General features: G+C 67.3%; 17 protein-coding genes. 4 read left to right on the top strand and 13 right to left on the bottom strand.

Annotated features, from left to right (window positions below):
- Window positions 1–28: 28 nt before the first annotated feature.
- Window positions 29–730, bottom strand: coding sequence for an MtnX-like HAD-IB family phosphatase (locus LRK53_RS06925; RefSeq protein ID WP_027493797.1), 702 nt, complete (start codon window positions 728–730; stop codon window positions 29–31).
- Between the two features lie 140 nt (window positions 731–870).
- On the opposite strand from LRK53_RS06925, the gene LRK53_RS06920 reads away from it, so the two are divergent.
- On the top strand, window positions 871–1,656 hold the full coding sequence (locus tag LRK53_RS06920; RefSeq protein WP_027493798.1) for a MipA/OmpV family protein: 786 nt from the start codon (window positions 871–873) through the stop codon (window positions 1,654–1,656).
- 126 nt (window positions 1,657–1,782) lie between these two features.
- Here LRK53_RS06920 and LRK53_RS06915 read toward each other — a convergent pair whose 3' ends face one another.
- On the bottom strand, window positions 1,783–2,097 hold the full coding sequence (locus LRK53_RS06915) for a non-heme iron oxygenase ferredoxin subunit (RefSeq protein WP_027493799.1): 315 nt from the start codon (window positions 2,095–2,097) through the stop codon (window positions 1,783–1,785).
- Window positions 2,094–2,642 carry a GNAT family N-acetyltransferase gene (locus LRK53_RS06910; RefSeq protein WP_027493800.1) on the bottom strand — a complete coding sequence of 183 codons (549 nt, stop codon included), beginning with the start codon at window positions 2,640–2,642 and terminating at the stop codon, window positions 2,094–2,096. The genes LRK53_RS06915 and LRK53_RS06910 overlap by 4 nt, the downstream gene beginning before the upstream one ends.
- A gap of 177 nt (window positions 2,643–2,819) precedes the next feature.
- On the opposite strand from LRK53_RS06910, the gene LRK53_RS06905 reads away from it, so the two are divergent.
- On the top strand, window positions 2,820–4,856 hold the full coding sequence (locus LRK53_RS06905) for a M13 family metallopeptidase (RefSeq protein ID WP_027493801.1): 2,037 nt from the start codon (window positions 2,820–2,822) through the stop codon (window positions 4,854–4,856).
- Between the two features lie 301 nt (window positions 4,857–5,157).
- On the opposite strand, the gene panE is transcribed toward LRK53_RS06905, so the two are convergent.
- The 7 genes from panE to LRK53_RS06870 form a co-directional block, all read right to left on the bottom strand.
- Window positions 5,158–6,078: a 2-dehydropantoate 2-reductase gene (gene panE, locus LRK53_RS06900; protein ID WP_027493802.1), complete on the bottom strand. Its 921-nt coding sequence runs from the start codon at window positions 6,076–6,078 to the stop codon at window positions 5,158–5,160.
- Window position 6,079: 1 nt separating this feature from the next.
- The gene (locus LRK53_RS06895; RefSeq protein WP_027493803.1) at window positions 6,080–6,994 is read right to left on the bottom strand and encodes an acyltransferase; all 915 of its coding nucleotides are present in this window, start codon (window positions 6,992–6,994) and stop codon (window positions 6,080–6,082) included.
- 75 nt (window positions 6,995–7,069) lie between these two features.
- Window positions 7,070–8,314 (bottom strand): cysteine desulfurase, encoded by a 1,245-nt coding sequence (locus LRK53_RS06890; protein ID WP_027493804.1) that lies wholly within the window; start codon window positions 8,312–8,314, stop codon window positions 7,070–7,072.
- Between the two features lie 132 nt (window positions 8,315–8,446).
- Window positions 8,447–9,766: a Fe-S cluster assembly protein SufD gene (sufD, locus tag LRK53_RS06885; RefSeq protein WP_027493805.1), complete on the bottom strand. Its 1,320-nt coding sequence runs from the start codon at window positions 9,764–9,766 to the stop codon at window positions 8,447–8,449.
- The gene (sufC, locus tag LRK53_RS06880) at window positions 9,763–10,515 is read right to left on the bottom strand and encodes a Fe-S cluster assembly ATPase SufC (protein ID WP_027493806.1); all 753 of its coding nucleotides are present in this window, start codon (window positions 10,513–10,515) and stop codon (window positions 9,763–9,765) included. The genes sufD and sufC overlap by 4 nt, the downstream gene beginning before the upstream one ends.
- Window positions 10,516–10,651: 136 nt before the next feature.
- Window positions 10,652–12,118 carry a Fe-S cluster assembly protein SufB gene (sufB, locus tag LRK53_RS06875; protein WP_185754706.1) on the bottom strand — a complete coding sequence of 489 codons (1,467 nt, stop codon included), beginning with the start codon at window positions 12,116–12,118 and terminating at the stop codon, window positions 10,652–10,654.
- Window positions 12,119–12,126: 8 nt separating this feature from the next.
- Window positions 12,127–12,615, bottom strand: coding sequence for an SUF system Fe-S cluster assembly regulator (locus tag LRK53_RS06870; RefSeq protein WP_027493808.1), 489 nt, complete (start codon window positions 12,613–12,615; stop codon window positions 12,127–12,129).
- 138 nt (window positions 12,616–12,753) lie between these two features.
- Between LRK53_RS06870 and LRK53_RS06865 the strand changes: the two genes are divergently transcribed.
- Entirely contained in the window at window positions 12,754–13,764 is a 1,011-nt protein-coding gene (locus tag LRK53_RS06865) for an aminoglycoside phosphotransferase family protein (RefSeq protein WP_027493809.1), read from the top strand.
- Complete coding sequence (gene murU, locus LRK53_RS06860) at window positions 13,761–14,477, top strand: N-acetylmuramate alpha-1-phosphate uridylyltransferase MurU (protein WP_027493810.1); 717 nt, start codon at window positions 13,761–13,763, stop codon at window positions 14,475–14,477. Before LRK53_RS06865 ends, murU begins: the two co-directional genes overlap by 4 nt.
- Before the next feature lie 293 nt (window positions 14,478–14,770).
- On the opposite strand, the gene secF is transcribed toward murU, so the two are convergent.
- The 3 genes from secF to yajC form a co-directional block, all read right to left on the bottom strand.
- Window positions 14,771–15,733 carry a protein translocase subunit SecF gene (gene secF, locus LRK53_RS06855; RefSeq protein WP_027493811.1) on the bottom strand — a complete coding sequence of 321 codons (963 nt, stop codon included), beginning with the start codon at window positions 15,731–15,733 and terminating at the stop codon, window positions 14,771–14,773.
- 13 nt (window positions 15,734–15,746) lie between these two features.
- Window positions 15,747–17,630 carry a protein translocase subunit SecD gene (gene secD / locus LRK53_RS06850; protein WP_027493812.1) on the bottom strand — a complete coding sequence of 628 codons (1,884 nt, stop codon included), beginning with the start codon at window positions 17,628–17,630 and terminating at the stop codon, window positions 15,747–15,749.
- Between the two features lie 158 nt (window positions 17,631–17,788).
- Window positions 17,789–18,121, bottom strand: a complete 333-nt coding sequence (gene yajC, locus LRK53_RS06845) for a preprotein translocase subunit YajC (RefSeq protein ID WP_027493813.1) — start codon at window positions 18,119–18,121, stop codon at window positions 17,789–17,791.
- Window positions 18,122–18,250 lie beyond the last annotated feature (129 nt).

Here is an 18,250-nt window from a genome sequence, read left to right as displayed (position 1 = left end):
ATGGAAAAGGCGCGCGGGCCGGCAGCGATCAGGCCAGCACGGCCGACGCCGGCACGGCAGGACGATCGAACAGGCTGCCGTCGAGCAGTTGCGGCAACAGCTCAAGCGCATCCTCGAATCCGGTGATCGGCATGTAGGGAATGCCGGCGGCGCGGCAGTGCTCGATCAGGCGATGCTTGGCGAACACGAAGTCGACGCGGTCGGCGGCGCAGAAATCGGAGGCGCCGTCGCCGATCAGCAGGGTCTTCGCGCCGCTGCTGCGGGCCTTCGCCACGCAAGCGCACTTGCAGGTGCCGCTGCGGCAGCCATCGGCCTGGAACGGCGAGGTCAGCTGCCACTGTTTCGGCGGGGTGGCCGGCGCCAGGTGGTTCGCCGCCAGCGGCAGGTCATCCAGACCGTAGCGGGCAAGGATGCGGTGGATGGCGTAATCGAGGCCGTCGCTGACCACGCGGACCGGCACGCCGAGTTCGCGCGCCTTCGCCACGAAGCCGGGAAAGGCGTGATCGATCCACATCTCGCGCAGATGCTCGTCCAGCTCGGCGCGGCTCATCTGCAGCAGGTCGACCTGGCCAGCCATGCATTCGCGCGAACCGATGCGGCCGGCGCGCCAGTCCTGCTCCAGCACTTCCCAGCCGGGGCGGCCGAAGCGGTCGAGCAGCGAGTCGATCACGTCCTCGACGGAAATGGTGCCGTCGAAATCGCACAAAATGGTCCAGCTGGAAACGGGCATCGTCGGCACGCATTGCATGAAGATGCTGTGCAGCCTAGGAAAGCTGTCTTTCGGTGCCCTTTCCCCTTCCGGAACGGACGCTGAGCGCGCACCCCGCATCCTCCGCCACAGTGCGCCGGCAGCCCGTATGCTGCCGCCTCATGTCGAACCGTCGCGCCATTCCGTTGCAACTCGGCCTGCTGCTGGCTGCTGCGTGTCTGTCGTGGTCGCCGCGCTGCAGTGCGGCGGCCAACCCGGAGATGTTCGCCCTCGGTGCCGGCGTGCAACGCATGCCCAGTTGGCCCGGCGCCAGGAACCAGCACAGCGAGCCGGTGCCGTACCTCGACATCGAACTGCCCGGCCACGGCAGCTTCTCCACGCTGGACGGGCTGCAGGTCGAGCTGATCCACGGCGATACATGGCGCGGCGGCATCCATGGCGATTACCAATGGGGTCGCTCGCGTGACGACCTCGGCAGCCTGGGCGGGAAGATTGCGTCGCTGTCGCCTCGGATCAACCTGGGCGGCTACCTCGAATGGCAGATCAGCCGGCAGGTCGACGTCGGCGGCAGCCTCAGCCACGACATCAACGGCCCCGGCGCCTACCTGAAGCTGTACGCCGAATGGGATCCGCCGTCGATCGGCCCGATCGAGCCATCCTTCGAGCTGCGCTGGCAGGCGATGAACGCGCCAGCGATGAACCGCTTCTTCGGTATCGACCCGCAAGCCGCACGCGCCTTGTCGGTACCGGTGTGGCAACCCGGTGCCGGCAGCCAGCTGGCCTCGCTGGAGTGCGACCTGTTCATGCCCATCGGCCGGCATACCGGCGTGGCGCTGGCGCTGGTCTACGGGCGCCTGCTCGGCGGCGCCGCCGACAGCCCGCTGGTCACCCGCTACGGCTCGCGCACGCAGCTGACGGAGTCACTGGCGTTCGTCTACCACTTGTGAGGCCATGCGCGCTGCCGGCAAGGCCGGCGCCAACCACGGCATCAGCAGGCGAGTACCGCCACCCACGGTTCCTCATGGCCACCGCTGCCCTTTGCTGTCGGCAAAACCCCGGCGGCGCGCAGCGTGTCAGCGGTCGTCGCGGGTCCAGATCGCGCCGTCTTCCTCGCGCACGGGGAAGCTGGCGATCGGTTCGTAGGCCGGCGGCTTGGTCACCGCACCGGTGCGCAGGTCGAAGCGCGCGCCGTGGCGCGGGCACTCCACCTCGAAGCCGAACACCTCGCCGCCGGCCAGGTCGCCGCCGTCGTGGGTGCAGATGTCCTCCACCGCGTACAGCGCGCCGTCGAGGTTGTACACCGCGATCGGCGTGTCGCCGTCCCACACCACCTTGAACTCGCCCGGCAGGAAGTCGCTGCGCGTGCCGACGCGGACCCAGTCGTTCATGCCGCGACCTTGTCGAAGTCCTTGCGCAGCACTTCGAAGCGCAGGTCGTCGCGGCGGGGGATGCCGAAGCGCTCGTCGCCGTAGGGAAACGGCTGGTACTCCCCGGTGCGCCGGTAGCCACGGCGGCCGTACCAGGCAATCAATTCGTCGCGCTGCACGATCACCGTCATGCGCATGCCGCGGCAATGCCACTCCTCGCGCGCGACGCGCTCGGCCTCGGCCAGCACCAGCTTGCCCAGGCCGCCGCCCTGCCCGGCCGGATCGACCGCGAACATGCCGAAGTAGCCGGCCTCGCCCTGGCGCTCGATATGGCAGCTGGCCATGAGCTGGCCATCGCGTTCGGCCAGCACGATGCGGCTGCCGGGACGCTCGATCAGCCCCCGCACATCAGCCGCGTCGGTGCGCTGGCCGTCCAGCAGGTGCGACTCGGTGGTCCAGCCGCGCCGGCCGGACTCGCCACGGTAGGCGGATTCGACCAGCACCACGATGGCGTCGACGTCGGCCATGGTCGCCGCGCGGAAAACGAGAAGGTTCTGGGTGCTCATCGCCGTGATGATAGTGCGACGTCCGGCGCGCACACCATGACCTGGAACAGACGTTCCGGGCATGACCTTCGACACTGGGCAGTTCGCCGGCCGCCTGCCTAGCCTGCGGGGATCGCAATTTATTGCGACAGCTGCACCGACCGGACGCCCGCGTCCCCGACCCGAAGGAAACTCTCCATGAAGCACCGTTGCATGAAGCCGCTGGCATTCGCCCTGGCGATGACGCTGGGCGGCAGCGCGCTGGCCGCCTCCACCACCGCTTTCAATGTGAGCGAGCTGGACAGTTCGATCAAGGCCTGCACCGACTTCAACGGCTTCGTCAATGCGAAGTGGGTGGCCGCCAACCCGATTCCCGCCGACCGCACGCGCTGGGGCTCATTCGACGCGCTGCGCGAGGACAGCCTCAATGTGCAGCGCCGAATCGTCGAACAGGCCGCGCGCGAAGCGGCTACCGCCAAGCCGGGTTCGATCGAGCAGAAGATCGGCTACCTGTACGCCTCCGGCATGGATGTAGCGGCCATCGAGCGGGCCGGCTTCGATCCGGTCAAGCCGCAGCTGGCGCGCATCGACGCACTGAAGAACCGCGCCGACGTGGTGGCCTATATTCGCAACAGCTACGCCCGCGGCGAGCCGGTGCTGTTCCGCTTCTCCGGCAACGCCGACTTCAAGGATTCCAACCGGCAGATCGCCTACGCCGGCCAGGGCGGCCTTGGCCTGCCCACCGTCGACTATTACGCCAAACCCGACTTCGCGAAGATCCGCACCGCCTACGTCGCGCACATCGCGAAGCTGCTCGAACTGACCGGCGTCGGCGCCGCCGGGGCGCAGCAGCAGGCCAAGGCGGTGCTGGCGTTCGAGACCTGCCTCGCCGCCGTGTCGCTACCGCCGGTGGAAATGCGCAACCCGAACAACCGCTACCACTACGTCGGCATCGCCGAGGCCGACCGGGTGACGCCGGACTTCGATTGGGCCGCGTTCTTCAAGGTGCAGGGCGCCGACGTGAAGGACGGCTTCTCGCTGTCGCAGCCGAAGTTCTTCGCCGAAGTGCAGAAGATGCTCGGCGACGTGCCGCTGGCGCAGTGGCAGGCCTACCTGCGCTACCACGCGATCGCCAACGCGGCACCGTACCTGTCCACACCGTTCCAGCAGGAGGACTTCGCGTTCAACGCGCAGACCCTGAACGGCCAGAAGGAGATGAAGCCGCGCTGGAAGCGCGTGCTCGACGCCACCAACGATGGCATGGGCATGGCGCTGGGCCAGCTATACGTGGCGGACAACTTCTCGCCGACCTCGAAGCAGCGCGCCGAGGAACTGGTGGCCAACCTCAGCGCAGCCTTCCGCATGCGCATCGAGCAGCTCGAGTGGATGAGCGACACGACCAAACAGAAGGCGCTGCAGAAGTGGGCGACCTTCGTACCGAAGATCGGCTACCCGGACAAGTGGCGCGACTGGTCCGGCCTGGCGCTGACGCCGGACAACTACTTCGGCAACGTGCAGGCGGCAAACAAGTTCAACTACGACTACGCCATCGCCAAGATCGGCAAGCCAGTCGACCGCACCGAATGGGGCATGACCCCGCAGACGGTGAACGCCTACTACAGCGCGCAGAAGAACGAGATCGTGTTCCCGGCCGCGATCCTGCAGCCGCCGTTCTTCGACGCGAACGCGGACGACGCGATCAACTACGGCGGCATCGGTGCGGTGATCGGCCACGAGATGGGCCACGGCTACGACGACCAGGGCAGCAAGTTCGACGCCCAGGGCAACAACACCAACTGGTGGACCGATGCGGACCGCACGGCGTTCGAGGCGCGCACCGCCAAGCTCGGCGCGCAGTTCGACGGCTACGAGGCGCTGCCCGGCAAGCACGTCAACGGCCAGCTCACCATGGGCGAGAACATCGGCGACCTGGGCGGCCTCAACGCGGCGTACACCGCGCTGCAGATGGCGCTGGCGAAAAACCCGGCCGAGGCCCGGCGCAAGATCGACGGCTACACCCAGGACCAGCGCTTCTTCCTCAACTGGGCGCGCGTGTGGCGCGGCAACATCCGCCCGGAGGCACAGCTGACCCTGCTCAACACCGACCCGCACGCACCGGCGAAATTCCGCGCGATCGGCGCGCCTTCGAACATGCCGGAATTCGCCAGGGCGTTCCAGTGCAAGACGGGCGACGCGATGGTGCGCGACGGCGCGAAGCAGGTGAAGATCTGGTAGGCGCCACGGCTTGTCTGTAGAAGGCCGCTGGCGGGCGATGCTTTTGGAGCCGGGATTCGGGATTCGGGATTCGGGATTCGGGATTCGGGATTCGGGATTCGGGATTCGGGATTCGCAAAAGCAAAAGCATCGCCCGCCAGCGGACTCCTACAGGGCGGTGATCAGCTGCGTAGGGCGGGCACTGCCCGCCGCCTTTAATGCGATGACCGAGAGCGGCGGCCAATGCCCGCCCTACGGAACTTTTGCGAATCCCGAATCCCGAATCCCGGCTCCACGCCAGCGGGCTGCTACAGGGCGGTGATCAGGCTCTGCCCGCTTCGTAGACTTTCAAGTGAGCGTAGACGGTCGCCAGCAGCGAGCGTTCGTCGCGCGAGCGGTCGGCGCGGGCCAGCAGGTCGCCGACGATGTGGTCGGCTTCGATCGGGTGGCCGTGCCGCAGGTCGCGCAGCATCGAGGCGGTCAGCGTGGAGCCGGCCTCGGTCAGCACGTGGCGGGCGCGCTGCAGGGTCTGCTCGCTGGGCGCATGGCCGGCGCGCCCGGCCACCGCGCAGCAATCCTCCAGCAGATCCAGCGCCGCGGCGGTGCCGCCCGGCGCCGCCACGATCTCGCCCACCGAGCCGCGCATCAGGCAGGTGATGCCGGCCAGCGTGGCCAGGAAAATCCACTTGTCCCACATGTCCTGCAGCACCGTGCTGCTCGGGCGCGCGTCGAAGCCCGCGTCGGACAAGGCCTGCGTGATCCGCTGCATGCGCGCGGAGGCGCTGCCGTCGCGCTCGCCGAAGGTGAGGCTGTGCGAGGTGTTGAGGTGGCGCACGCTGCCGTCCTCATCGAGCGTGGCGGCGATTACGCACTGCCCGCCCAGCACGTGTTGGGCGCCGAAGCGCGCGTCCAGCAGATCTAGCTGGCGCATGCCATTGAGCAGCGGCAGGATCGTGGTGTCCGGCCCCACCGCCGGCGCGATGTCGGCCATCGCCTGTTCCAGGCCGTACGCCTTGCAGCTCAGCAGGATCAGCTCATAGGGTTCGCGCAGGCCGCTGGCCAGCACGGTCGGCGGCGACGGCAGCGCCGTGTCGCCGGTGGCGCTCTTGATCGACAGGCCATGCCGCGCCAGCTGCGCCGCGCGCTTTTCATGCACCAGGAACGTCACGTCACGGCCGTGCTCCAGCAGGCGGCCGCCGAAGTAGCCGCCGGTGGCGCCGGCGCCTACGATCAGAATACGCATCTCAATCTCCCGTCGGTGCGGCGTCCGCCGCCGTCAGCATGCGCGCGATCCGCTCATCCTTCTCGCGCCACAGTCCATTCACCCACAGCTTGACGCGGCCGCGAAACGCGGGGTCGTCGTCGTAGCTGCCCACCAGGCCGGTGTCGATCGGCAGCTCGCACACGTGCACGCGGATGTCGTGCACGCGGCCGGCGATCAGATCCATCATCGTGCGGGGACCTTCCGGATAGACGATGGTGACGTCGAGGACCGCATGCAGCGCGTCGCCCATCGCATCGAGCACGAACGCCAGGCCGCCGGCCCTGGGCCGCAACAGATGCCGGTACGGCGAGGACTGCGCCGCGTGTTTGGCCGGCGTGAAGCGGGTGCCCTCGACGAAATTCATCACCGACACCGGCATGTGGCGAAACTTCGCGCAGGCGCGGCGGGTGGCGTCGCGGTCCTTGCCCTGCAGTTCCGGATGCCTCAGCAGGGTTTCCCGCGAATAGCGCTTCATGAACGGAAAATCCAGCGCCCACCAGGCCGGGCCCAGCACCGGCACCCAGATCAGCTGCTGCTTGAGGAAGAAACGCAGGAACGGGATGCGCCGGTTGAACACCTTCTGCAGCACCGGGATGTCGACCCAGCTTTGGTGGTTGCACAGCACCAGGTAGTTGCCGTCGCGACGCAGGCCGGCCAGGCCCTCGACCTGCCAGCGGATGCAGGTGAACAAGCCGAACAGGAAGTTATTGACCCCGATCCAGCTCTCCGCAATCGCCACCAGCGCGCGCGAGCAGGCTTGCCGCACGACGCGCGCCGGCACGACCAGCTTGACCAGGGTGAGCAGGAACAGCGGCAGCACGTGCAGCAGGATGTTGATGGCGAGCAGCAGCATGGCCAGCGGGATGCGGATCGGGCCGGGAAGCTTGGCGAGCATGGGGTCGGTCGTGGCGGATGGAACGGGAAGCATAATGCCCACCGCCACAGCAAGACCATGCGGTGCTGCGCCATTTCACAGCAGCAGCTTGCGCACCTTGAGCAAGGCCACCACGAACGCGTCGATCTCCTCGCGCGTGTTGTAGAACGCCAGCGAGACGCGCAGCGTGGCCGGCACGCCGTAGAACTGCATCAGCGGATGCGCACAGTGGTGGCCGGAGCGCACGGCCACACCCTGCAGATCGAGCAGGGTGGCCAGATCGGTGGCCTGCGCGCCTTCCAGCAGGAACGAGATCACCGGCTCCTTCTCGGCCGCCTCGCCGATGATGCGCAGGCCTGGAACCTCGCGCAGGCGCTCGGTGGCGTAGTGCAACAGCTGCTGCTCCCAGGCATGGATGGCCTCGAAACCCACGGAGGCGTAATAGTCGATCGCCGCCGACAGCCCGACGAAGCCGGCGATGTTCGGCGTGCCGGCCTCGAACTTGTGCGGCGGCGCGGCGAAGGTAGTGCCGCTGAAGCGCACCTCGCGGATCATCTCGCCGCCGCCGAAGAACGGCGGCATCGCCTCCAGGTGTTCGCGTTTCGCCCACAGCGCGCCGGTGCCGGTGGGGCCGAGCATCTTGTGCCCGGTGACCGCGTAGAAATCGCAGCCCAGCGCCTGCACGTCGACCGGCCGGTGCGGCGCCGCCTGCGAGCCGTCGACCAGCAGCGGGATGCCGCGCTTCCTGCATTCGCGCGCGATCTCGCGCACCGGGTTCACCGTGCCCAGCACGTTGGAGACGTGGGTGACGCAGGCCAGCTTCACTTCCGGCGTCAGCAGCTCGACGTACTTCTCCACGATCAGCTCGCCGCGCTGGTCGATCGGCGCCGCCTTCACCGTGGCGCCGCTACGCGCCGCCACCAGCTGCCACGGCACGATGTTGGCATGGTGCTCCATCACCGTGGTGAGGATGCTGTCGCCGGGCTTCAGCTGCGGCAGTGCGTAACTGTAGGCCACCAGGTTGATCGACTGGGTGGTACCGGTGGTGAGGATCACCTCGTTGCGCGACGGCGCATTGAGGAAGCGCGCCAGCCGGTCGCGCGCGCTTTCGTAGGCAGCCGTGGCCTCCTCGCCCAGCTGGTGCACCGCCCGCGCCACGTTCGCGTTGTGCTCGCGGTAATGGTGGTCCACCGCCTCGATCACCGACAGCGGCTTCTGGCTGGTGTTGGCGTTGTCGAAATACACCAGCGGCTTGTCGTGCACGCGTCGCGCCAGCAGCGGGAAATCCGCGCGGATGCGCTGGACGTCGAAGACGGTGGGCGTGCTGGCTTGTGCGTTCATGCAGAGAGTTCCGGTTGGGACTCCCTCCCCTGCCTGCAGGGGAGGGCTGGGGTGGGGTCAGCTCTTGATCTTAAAGTCAGAAGCCTTACCCCTCCCAGCCTCCCCCTGCGCAGCAGGGGGAGGAGAAAGGCATCAGGCAGGTAATTGCGCGATCAGCAACGCCGACAGGTGCTCGCGCAGCGCCCCGCTCGGCAGATCGTCCAGCACCGCGCGGCAGAACGCGGCGGTCAGCAGCGCGCGCGCCTCGGCCAGCGGGATGCCGCGCGAGCGCAGGTAGAACAGCGAGCGCTCGTCGAGCTGGCCCACGGTGGCGCCGTGCGCGGCCTGCACCTCGTCGGCGTAGATCTCCAGCTCCGGCTTGGTGTCGATCTCGGCGCCCGGCGACAGCAGCAGGTTCTTGTTGTTGAGGTTGGCATCGCTGCCGTCGGCGCCGGGCGCCACCACGATCGCGCCGCGGAACACGCCGCGCGCGCGGTCGCTGGCGACGCCGCGCCAGGTGGAGGTGGAGGTGGTGTCCAGCGCCTGGTGACGAATCGCCAGCTGGGTATCGACGTGCTGGCGGCCGTGCGGCATGAACGCGCCGCGGGTATGCAGCTGCGCCCCGTCGCCGACCAGCTCAGCCTGCAGGTCGTGCCGCACCAGCGCGCCACCCAGCTCCAGCACATGCAGCTGCATCTGCGCACGCGCATGCAGACGCAGGCCGCTGCGGCGGATCAGGTTGGTGGCGGTCGCGGCGTTCTGCAGCACGACATGGTGCAGTTGCGCGCCTTCGTGCAGCACGAAATCACCGACCAGGGTGGCCAGCTGGGCCTGCTCGCCGCTGCCCACATGATGTTCGACCAGCTCCAGCGAGGCGCCTTCGCCCAGCTCGACCAGGTTGCGCGCATGCCAGGCCAGCTCGGCGTCCGCGGCGGCGCCGACGAAGACCAGCTGCACCGGCGCGGCAATCCTGGCGTGCGCGGCAACCCTCAGCACCACGCCGTCGGTGGCGCTGGCGGCGTTGACCTGCACGAACGCATCGCCGCCCTCGCGGACGTGCCCGACCAGGGCCGGCCGCGACAAGGCGAACCGCAGCGGCTCCGCGTCGTCGCGCAGGGCCTGTGACAGCGGCTGCAGCAAAAGCCCGTCGGGCAGTGCGGTGGCGGTCGACAGATCCGCCCGGAACACGCCGTTGACGAACACCAGCCGCGGCCCATCCACGCCCGGCAGGGCGAACGCGGCCGCATCGACGTCGCGCGTGGCCGCCGCTGCGTCGCCAGCGGCAAAGCGGCGCTGGGCAAGCCCGCGCAGCGCGGTGTACTTCCACGCCTCGACCCGCGCGCCGGGCAGGCCGCCGGCGGCGAACGCGGCGCGGTGCTCGCGGCGCGCCTCATCCAGCCAGGCGATGCCGCTGGTCGGCAGGGGCGCGTCCAGCAACGAGGCGCCCAGCGGCGTGGAGGCCGACGGGTTCATGCCACCGCCCCCGTGCCGAGCCCGGCGTAGCCGTGTTCCTCCAGCTTCAGCGCCAGCGACTTGTCGCCGCTCTCGACGATGCGGCCGTTCGCCAGCACGTGCACGAAATCCGGCACCACGTAGTCGAGCAGGCGCTGGTAGTGGGTGATCATCAGGAACGCGCGGTCGGGCGAGCGCAGCGCGTTGACGCCCTGCGCCACCTGCTTCAGCGCGTCGATGTCCAGGCCTGAATCGGTCTCGTCGAGGATCGCCAGCTGCGGCTCCAGCACCGCCATCTGGAAGATCTCGTTGCGCTTCTTCTCGCCCCCGGAGAAGCCCTCGTTGACCGCGCGGTGCAGCAGCTCGTCGGAGATCTGCATCACCTTCAGCTTCTCGCGCACCAGCTTGAGGAACTGCATGGAATCGAGTTCCTTCTCGCCACGCGTCTTGCGCTGTGCATTCAGCGCCGCGCGCAGGAAATAGGTGTTGTTGACGCCCGGGATCTCCACCGGATACTGCAAGGCCAGGAACACGCCGGCCGCCGCGCGCGCTTCCGGCGAAAGCTGCAGCAGGTCGATGCCGTTGTAGGTCACCGTGCCGGCGGTCACCTCGTAACCGTCGCGGCCGGACAGCACATTGCCCAGCGTCGACTTGCCGGCGCCATTCGGGCCCATGATCGCGTGCACCTCGCCCGCGTTCACGCTGAGGCTGAGCCCCTTGAGGATTTCCTTGCCCTCGACGCGGGCATGCAGGTTTTCGATTTTGAGCATGGTGATTCCTGATCTTGAGCCCCTCTCCCCTTGGGAGAGGGGTTGGGGTGAGGGTTCGGCTGGAACGGAATACCCGCTCCGCCCGTACCCTCATCCGCCCTGCGGGCACCTTCTCCCGGAGGGAGAAGGAAAAATGTCAACCGACGGCGCCTTCCAGCGAGACTTCCAGCAGCTTCTTCGCCTCCACCGCGAACTCCATCGGCAGTTCGCGGAAGACCTGCTTGCAGAAGCCGTCGACGATCATCGACACGGCGTCTTCCTCGCCGATGCCGCGGCTGCGGCAGTAGAACATCTGCTCGTCGGAGATCTTCGAGGTGGTGGCCTCGTGCTCGACGATCGCGGTGGGATTCTTCACTTCCATGTACGGGAAGGTGTGCGCGCCGCACTTCTTGCCGATCAGCAGGCTGTCGCACTGGGTGTAGTTGCGCGCGCGCTCGGCGCCCTTCTCCATCTTCACCAGGCCGCGGTAGCTGTTGGAACTCCTGCCGGCGCTGATGCCCTTGGAGACGATCTTCGACTTGGTGTCCTTGCCGAGGTGGATCATCTTGGTGCCGGTGTCGGCCTGCTGGAAGTGGTGGGTCAGCGCCACCGAGTAGAACTCGCCCACCGAGCGGTCGCCGCGCAGCACCACGGAAGGATATTTCCAGGTAATCGCCGAACCGGTTTCCACCTGGGTCCAGCTGATCTTGGAATCGTCGCCGCGGCAGTCGCCGCGCTTGGTGACGAAGTTGTAGATGCCGCCCACGCCGTTCTCGTCGCCCGGGTACCAGTTCTGCACGGTGGAGTACTTGATCTGCGCGCCTTCCAGCGCCACCAGCTCGACCACCGCCGCGTGCAGCTGGTTCTCGTCGCGCTTCGGCGCGGTGCAGCCTTCGAGGTAGGAGACGTGGGCGCCTTCCTCGGCCACGATCAGGGTGCGCTCGAACTGGCCGGTGTTCTGCGCGTTGATGCGGAAATAGGTGGAAAGTTCCATCGGGCAGCGCACGCCCCTGGGGATGAACACGAAGCTGCCGTCGGAGAACACCGCCGAGTTCAGCGCGGCGAAGAAGTTGTCGCCGGTGGGCACCACGCTGCCCAGGTACTTCTGCACGATCTCGGGATACTCGCGGATCGCCTCGCTCATCGAACAGAACAGCACGCCGGCATCGGCCAGCTGCTTGCGGAAGGTGGTGCCGACCGAGACCGAGTCGAACACCGCATCCACCGCCACACCGGCCAGCGCGGCGCGCTCATGCAGTGGCACACCGAGTTTCTCGTAGGTTTCCAGCAGCGCCGGGTCGACCTCGTCCAGCGACTTGGGCTGCTTCTTCGGCGCGGCGTAGTAGCTGATCGCCTGGTAGTCAATCGGGTCGATGTTGAGCTTGGCCCAGTCCGGCTTCGGCATGGTCAGCCAGTGGCGATAGGCTTCGAGCCGCCACTCGGTCATCCACTCCGGTTCACGCTTGACCGCGGACAGCGCGCGGATGGTGCCTTCGTCCAGACCCGGCGGCAGGCCGGTCATCTCGATCTGGGTGACGAAACCGGCGCTGTAGCTGCGGCCAAGGACCTCGGCCACGCCCGCGTTGTCGCGCAGTGTGGCGGCGGTGCTGCTCTGATTGTTCATCATCTCGTTCATTCGGTGGTGACCCGGCGGGCTTTCGCCGGCATGGCGATGTCGCCCAGCGGCACGGCGGCGATCCGGCGCGGCGGCCGTGGCGGCTGCGGCTTGAGCATGTCGGTCAGGCTGACCGCACGCAGTGCGTTGTCCAGCACGTTGTTGACCAGTTGCCAGCTGCCGCGCACACCGCACTGCGATTCGCGTTCGCACTGGCCTTCGGCCACGCTGCATTCGGTCATGCCGATCGGCCCTTCGATCGCCTCGACGATCTCGGCCAGCGAAATCTCGCCGGCCGGCCGGGCCAGCCGGTAGCCGCCGTTGACGCCGCGGAACGACTCGACCAGCGCGGCATGGCCGAGCGCCTTCAGCAGCTTGCTCACGGTGGGCAGTTCCAGCCGCGTCTCGTCGGCGATCTGCACCGCGCTGAGCACCTCGGCCGGGTGCGCGGCGATACAGGTCATCACCACGGTGGCGTAATCGGTGAGTCGGCTGACGCGGAGCATGGGCTCGGGCTGGGTCGGTTGAATCGGGACTAAAATGGTACTGATTCGATGCCGCGCGGTCAATGCCGCGGTGTTCGACGCCTCGTCACGACGCCGGTGGGTCGCTAAGCTGGCGCCATCCTGTTGCCCACGCTTGTCATGACCCCGATTGCCGATCGCGCCGCCGCCCGCCTCGCCTGGACCCGCCACGTGCTGGATGACGCCAGCCTCACCCTGCAATCGGCGTCTTCCGACGCCAGTTTCCGCAGCTACTGGCGTACCAGGCACGGCGGGCAAAGCTGGATCGTGATGGATTCGCCGCCGGAGCGCGAAGACCCGCGGCCGTGGCTGGCGATCGGCGCGCGGCTGGCCGCTGCCGGACTACACGTGCCGGCGGTGCGGGCGCACGACCTGCAGCAGGGCCTCCTGCTGATCGAGGATCTCGGCTCGCGGCTGTATCTGGCCGAGTTGAACGACGCGAACGCGGACAGACTCTACGGCGACGCGATGGACGCGCTGCTGACGATGCAGGCGAAGGTGGCCAGCGACGACCTGCCACCGTTCGACCACGCCGTGCTGGTTAGCGGGCTGGAAGTGATGCCCGAATGGTTCCTGCAGCGCCACCTCGGCCACCCGCCGAGCTGCGAGGAATGGGACGTGCTGGAAGCCGCCTTCGGCGTGATCGTGCGCAACGCGCTGGCGCAGCCGCGCCGCTTCGTGCACCGTGATTTCCACAGCCGCAACCTGCTGGTGACGGAGGCGAACAACCCGGGCATCGTCGATTTCCAGGGCGCGCTGCACGGCCCGATCACCTACGACCTCGCCTCGCTGCTGCGCGACGCCTACATCGCGTGGCCGCGCGCGCGCGTCGAGGGCTGGGTGGAGTCCTACCGGCAGCGCCTGCTGGGCGCCGGCGTGATCGACGCCAGCGTGGACGCCGCACGCTTCCTGCGCTGGTTCGACCTCACCGGCCTGCACCGCCACGTACGCGTGCTGGGCCAGTTCTATCGGCTGTGGTACCGCGACGGCAAGCCAGGCTATCTCAAGGATGTGCCGCAGGTGTACCGCTACGTGATCGAGGTGGCGCGCCGTTACCCCGAGCTGGCCGAGTTCGCCGCGTTGCTGCAGCGGCATGCGGCCGGCCGCGACCTCACGCAGGTCGCCGCATGAGGCACGCGCTGATCTTCGCCGCCGGCCTCGGCGAGCGCATGCGCCCGTTGACCGAGCACACGCCCAAGCCGCTGCTTCGCGTGGGCGGCAAGCCGCTGATCGCATGGCACCTGGAAAAGCTGGTTGCGGCCGGCGTGCACTACGTGGTGATCAACACCTCGCATCTGGCCGAACAGTTCCCTGCCACGCTGGGCGACGGCTCGCGCTGGGGCCTGCGCATCCGCTACGCCTACGAAGGCCCCACACCGCTGGAAACAGGCGGCGGCATGCTCAATGCACTGCCGCTGCTGGGGCCGGAGCCGTTCCTGGTGGCAAGCGGCGACGTGTGGTGCGACGCGGATTTCGCCGCCCTGCCCGCCGAGCCGCGGGGCCTCGCGCATCTGCTGATGACCGACAACCCCGCGCATCACCCTCGCGGCGATTTCCGGCTGGACGCCGCAGGCCAATTGCACGACGACGGCGAACCCCGACTCACCTACAGCGGCATCGGCGTGTTCCGCCGCGAGCTGCTGGACGGCTGGCGCGAGGCTGTGGGCGCTGCGTCGGGCGTCGAGGCCAAACCACCGCGCTTCAAGCTGCGGCCGCTGCTGGAAACGGCGATGGCGCATGGAAAGATGGACGGTTCGCATCACCGTGGCACGTGGACCGACGTGGGAACCCCGCAGCGCCTTGCCGAACTGGAAACCTGGCTGTCATCCCCACGGCTTCCGTAGGAGCCCGCTGGCGGGCGATGCTTTTGAAGCTGGGATTCGGGATTCGGGATTCGGGATTCGGGATTCGCAAGAGCATTCGCAAGAGCAAAAGCATCGCCCGCCAGCGGGCTCCGACCGGTGCTGCGTGGAATCCTGTGCGTGCAAAAGAAAACGGCCCGATGTAGACCGGGCCGTTTCGTTTCGCGGGGCTACCCCTCTGCCCCCGGATCAAGTCCGGGGCAGGCTCTTCGGGCATCTCCCCTGCAAGCAGGGGAGAAAATATTGGAATCACCCGCCTTGCGGATAATGGTTGCTCAGGGGCGCCGCGCCAGTTCCGGGTTTTCCTTGGTCACCGGCATCAGGTCCTTCTTCGACACGCCCAGCCACAGCAGGATCGGGCTGGCCACGAAGATCGAGGATAGCGTGCCGACCACGATGCCGATCAGCATGGTGACGGCGAAGCCGTGCACCGCAGTGCCACCGAAGAAGTACAGCGCGCCCATGGTGATGCCGGTGAACAGCGAGGTGATGATGGTGCGCGACAGCGTGTTGTTGATCGAGCGGTTGAGGATCTCCTCCGGCTCGGCCTTGCGCGCCAGCCGGAACAGCTCGCGGATGCGGTCGAACACCACCACCTTGTCGTTGATCGAGTAGCCGATCACCGCCAGTACCGAGGCCAGCACGGTCATGTCGAACTCGCGCTGCACCAGCGCCAGGATGCCCAGCGTGACCAGCGTGTCGTGCACCTCGGTGATCACCGCGGCGATCGCGAAGCGGCGCTCGAAGCGGATCCACAGGTAGAACATGATGCCGAGGATCACGAACACCGCGGCCACCGTGCCGTCGCTGCGCAATTCCTGGCCCACCTGGGCGCTGACGTAGTCGCGGCTCTTCAGCTTCGCGTCCGGGCGGGCCACCTGCAGCACCTTGATCACGTCGGCGGCGATGCGGTCGAGGTTGAACTTGCCGTTGGCGTCGACGGCGCCGGGGTCGTCCTTCGGCTGCAGCCGGATCGACACCTCGCGGGTGCCGCCCATGCTCTGCACCATCGCGTTGTCGATGCCGCCCTTCTCCAGCGCATTGCGCACCTCGGAAATCTCCACCGACTGGCCGTAGTCGACGATCATCGAGACGCCGCCGGTGAAGTCCAGGCCATAGTTGAGGCCCCGGAACATGATCAGGCCGATCGAGGCAACCATCAGGAAAATACCGATGGCAATGGTGTACTTGCGCATCCCCAGGAAGTGGATGTTGCTGTCGTGATTGAAAATTTCCATGATATTCCCGCCCTTACACCGAAAGGGTCTTGAGCTTGCGGTGGCCGTGGATCGCCGCGGTGAACGCATGGGTCAGCGTGACCGAGGTGAACAGCGAGGTCAGGATGCCGATCATCAGCGTCACGCCGAAGCCCTTGATCGCGCCGGTACCCATGGTGGTCAGCGCCAGCGCTGCGATCAGGTGGGTGACGTTGGCGTCCAGAATGGTCGACCATGCCTTTTCGTAGCCGGCGCGGATCGCCGCGTGCGGACTGGAGCCGTTGCGCAGTTCCTCGCGTATGCGTTCGCAGATCAGCACGTTCGCGTCGATCGCCATGCCCAGGGTCAGCACGATGCCGGCCACGCCGGGCATGGTCAGGGTGACACCGATCAACGACATCACCGCCAGCAGGACCACCAGGTTGAAGAACAGCGCGATGTCGGCAACCAGACCGAACAGCTTGTAGTAGATCGCCGCCGCCAGCAGCACCAGCGCCAGGCCCAGCATCACCGCCTTGAAGCCCTTGTCGATGTTGTCCTGGCCCAGGCTGGCGCCGATCACGCTTTCCTCGACGATGTCCATCGGCGCGGCCAGCGCGCCGCCCTTGAGCAGCAGGGCCAGCTCGGAGGCTTCCTTCGCGCTGCCCAGGCCGGTGGTCTGGAACTGCTTGCTGAAGGGGCTCTGGATGGTGGCGTCGTTGATCACCGTCTCGGTGATCTTGGGCACGCGCACTTCCTTGCCGTCGACCACCTTGGTCTCATAGACCTGCTCCACGTACAGCACCGCCATCGGCTTGCCGACGTTGGCGTTGGTGAAGTCGCCCATCTTCTTGGCGCCGGCCGCGTTCAGGGTCACGTCGACCTTCGGCGTGCCGCTCTGCTGGTCGATGCCGGAGGAGGCGTCCACCAGCTGGTTGCCGGTCACGATGATCTGCTTGCTCACCAGCACCGGCCGGTTGTCGCCACGCATGTAGTACAGGTTGGCGTCCGGCGGGATGTTGCCGGTGCGGGCCGCTTCCACCGCGCGGGTGTCGCCGGGCTGGCCGATGCCGGGCCGGTACTGCAACGTGGCGACCGCGCCGATCAGCTTCTTCGCCTCGGCCGGGTCCTGCACACCGGCCAGCTCGACCACGATGCGGCTGTCGCCCTGCTGCTGGATCAGCGGCTCGGACACGCCCAGCGCATTGATGCGGTTGCGCAGCGTGCCCAGGTTCTGGGTGATCGCACTGCGCGACAGCTCGCGCAGCTTGTCCGGCTTGATCGCCACGTTCAGTACGAAGCGGTCACCGGTGCTGGCGCCGGAGGACACCAGCAGGTCGACATATTCGTTGGCGATCGCGTCGGAGGCGGTGGAGCGGTCGTCGGCCGAGCGCAGGATCACCGCGATGCCCTGGCCGCCCGCGGCGTTGCGGGTGACCGATTCATAGCGGATGTTTTTCTGCCGCAGCAGGCTGCGGATGTCGTCCGCGTAGCTGTTCTCCTGCTTCTCGATCGCGTCCTTCTGGTCGACCTGCATCAGGAAGTGCACGCCGCCCTGCAGATCCAGGCCCAGCGGCATCGCGCGGGCACCGATCGCGCTCAGCCAGCGCGGCACGTTGGACTGCAGCTTGAACGCCACCGTGTAGCCGTCGCCCAGCGCCGCCTTGATCTCCTCCAAGCCACTCTTCTGCACGTCGGAGTTGGCGAACGTGGCCAGCAGATGGTCGCCTTCCATGAATACGTCGGTGACCGCGATCTTCTTCGCCGTCAGCGCCGCCTGCACCTTCTGCTGTACCGCCTGGTTGATCGGCGGCGCATCGCGGTTGGCCGTGACCTGCACGGCCGGCACCGGCGGGAATGCATTCGGCAACGCATAGATGATGCCGAACAGCATCACCAGCGCAACCAGCGCGTATTTCCAGCGGGGAAAATCACTCATGATCGGGTCCTTTGCGAGCATCCGTGATCGCGAACGTCAGGAAGCGGCCATCCTTGGCCGAAGTTTATTTTTACGATCGTCCATGATCGCGAACGTCAAGAAGCGGCCATCCTTGGCCGCACTATTCGAAAAAGCTTCGCCCCTGGACATCCGGGGTCTCAGACGGACTTCAGCGAGCCCTTGGGCAGCACCTGCTGGACCGCGCCCTTCTGCACCTTGACCTTCACGTTGGCCGCGATCTCGACCGTGACGAAGGTCTCGCCAACCTCGTCCACGCGCCCGGCGATGCCACCGTTGGTAACCACCTCGTCGCCCTTGGCCAGGCCGGCGATCAGCGCGCGATGCTCCTTCTGCCGCTTCATCTGCGGGCGGATCATCATGAAATACATCAGGCCGAACAGCACCACCATCGTGATGATCAAGGATATGCCGCCACCCTGCGGCTGCGGTGCCGCGGCCTGGGCGATCACCAGGGAGATCGGAAAACTCATGGATTGGTCTCGCAAGTTATGGCGCCATCGAGGTTTTCGACAGGACGCCTGATAAAAGATTCCCGATTATGCCATGCACCCCCCAATGCGTGCACGGCAGCGCTGCCACCGGCCCGGACCCCGCCGGAA

Origin of the sequence: Rhodanobacter thiooxydans (assembly GCF_021545845.1) — a bacterium.
Taxonomy (GTDB): domain Bacteria; phylum Pseudomonadota; class Gammaproteobacteria; order Xanthomonadales; family Rhodanobacteraceae; genus Rhodanobacter.
This window is presented reverse-complemented; position numbering and strand designations above follow the sequence as displayed.

What these genes read in the sequence shown, in the direction of transcription:
- LRK53_RS06905 (WP_027493801.1), top strand. Translation starts at nt 2,820, where the DNA reads ATGAAGCACCGTTGCATGAAGCCGCTGGCATTCGCCCTGGCGATGACG.
- murU (WP_027493810.1), top strand. Translation starts at nt 13,761, where the DNA reads ATGAGGCACGCGCTGATCTTCGCCGCCGGCCTCGGCGAGCGCATGCGC.
- LRK53_RS06910 (WP_027493800.1), bottom strand. Translation starts at nt 2,642, where the DNA reads ATGAGCACCCAGAACCTTCTCGTTTTCCGCGCGGCGACCATGGCCGAC.
- secD (WP_027493812.1), bottom strand. Translation starts at nt 17,630, where the DNA reads ATGAGTGATTTTCCCCGCTGGAAATACGCGCTGGTTGCGCTGGTGATG.
- sufD (WP_027493805.1), bottom strand. Translation starts at nt 9,766, where the DNA reads ATGAACCCGTCGGCCTCCACGCCGCTGGGCGCCTCGTTGCTGGACGCG.
- secF (WP_027493811.1), bottom strand. Translation starts at nt 15,733, where the DNA reads ATGGAAATTTTCAATCACGACAGCAACATCCACTTCCTGGGGATGCGC.
- LRK53_RS06890 (WP_027493804.1), bottom strand. Translation starts at nt 8,314, where the DNA reads ATGAACGCACAAGCCAGCACGCCCACCGTCTTCGACGTCCAGCGCATC.
- panE (WP_027493802.1), bottom strand. Translation starts at nt 6,078, where the DNA reads ATGCGTATTCTGATCGTAGGCGCCGGCGCCACCGGCGGCTACTTCGGC.
- LRK53_RS06895 (WP_027493803.1), bottom strand. Translation starts at nt 6,994, where the DNA reads ATGCTCGCCAAGCTTCCCGGCCCGATCCGCATCCCGCTGGCCATGCTG.
- yajC (WP_027493813.1), bottom strand. Translation starts at nt 18,121, where the DNA reads ATGAGTTTTCCGATCTCCCTGGTGATCGCCCAGGCCGCGGCACCGCAG.
- sufB (WP_185754706.1), bottom strand. Translation starts at nt 12,118, where the DNA reads ATGAACAATCAGAGCAGCACCGCCGCCACACTGCGCGACAACGCGGGC.
- LRK53_RS06915 (WP_027493799.1), bottom strand. Translation starts at nt 2,097, where the DNA reads ATGAACGACTGGGTCCGCGTCGGCACGCGCAGCGACTTCCTGCCGGGC.
- LRK53_RS06925 (WP_027493797.1), bottom strand. Translation starts at nt 730, where the DNA reads ATGCCCGTTTCCAGCTGGACCATTTTGTGCGATTTCGACGGCACCATT.
- LRK53_RS06920 (WP_027493798.1), top strand. Translation starts at nt 871, where the DNA reads ATGTCGAACCGTCGCGCCATTCCGTTGCAACTCGGCCTGCTGCTGGCT.
- LRK53_RS06865 (WP_027493809.1), top strand. Translation starts at nt 12,754, where the DNA reads ATGACCCCGATTGCCGATCGCGCCGCCGCCCGCCTCGCCTGGACCCGC.
- sufC (WP_027493806.1), bottom strand. Translation starts at nt 10,515, where the DNA reads ATGCTCAAAATCGAAAACCTGCATGCCCGCGTCGAGGGCAAGGAAATC.
- LRK53_RS06870 (WP_027493808.1), bottom strand. Translation starts at nt 12,615, where the DNA reads ATGCTCCGCGTCAGCCGACTCACCGATTACGCCACCGTGGTGATGACC.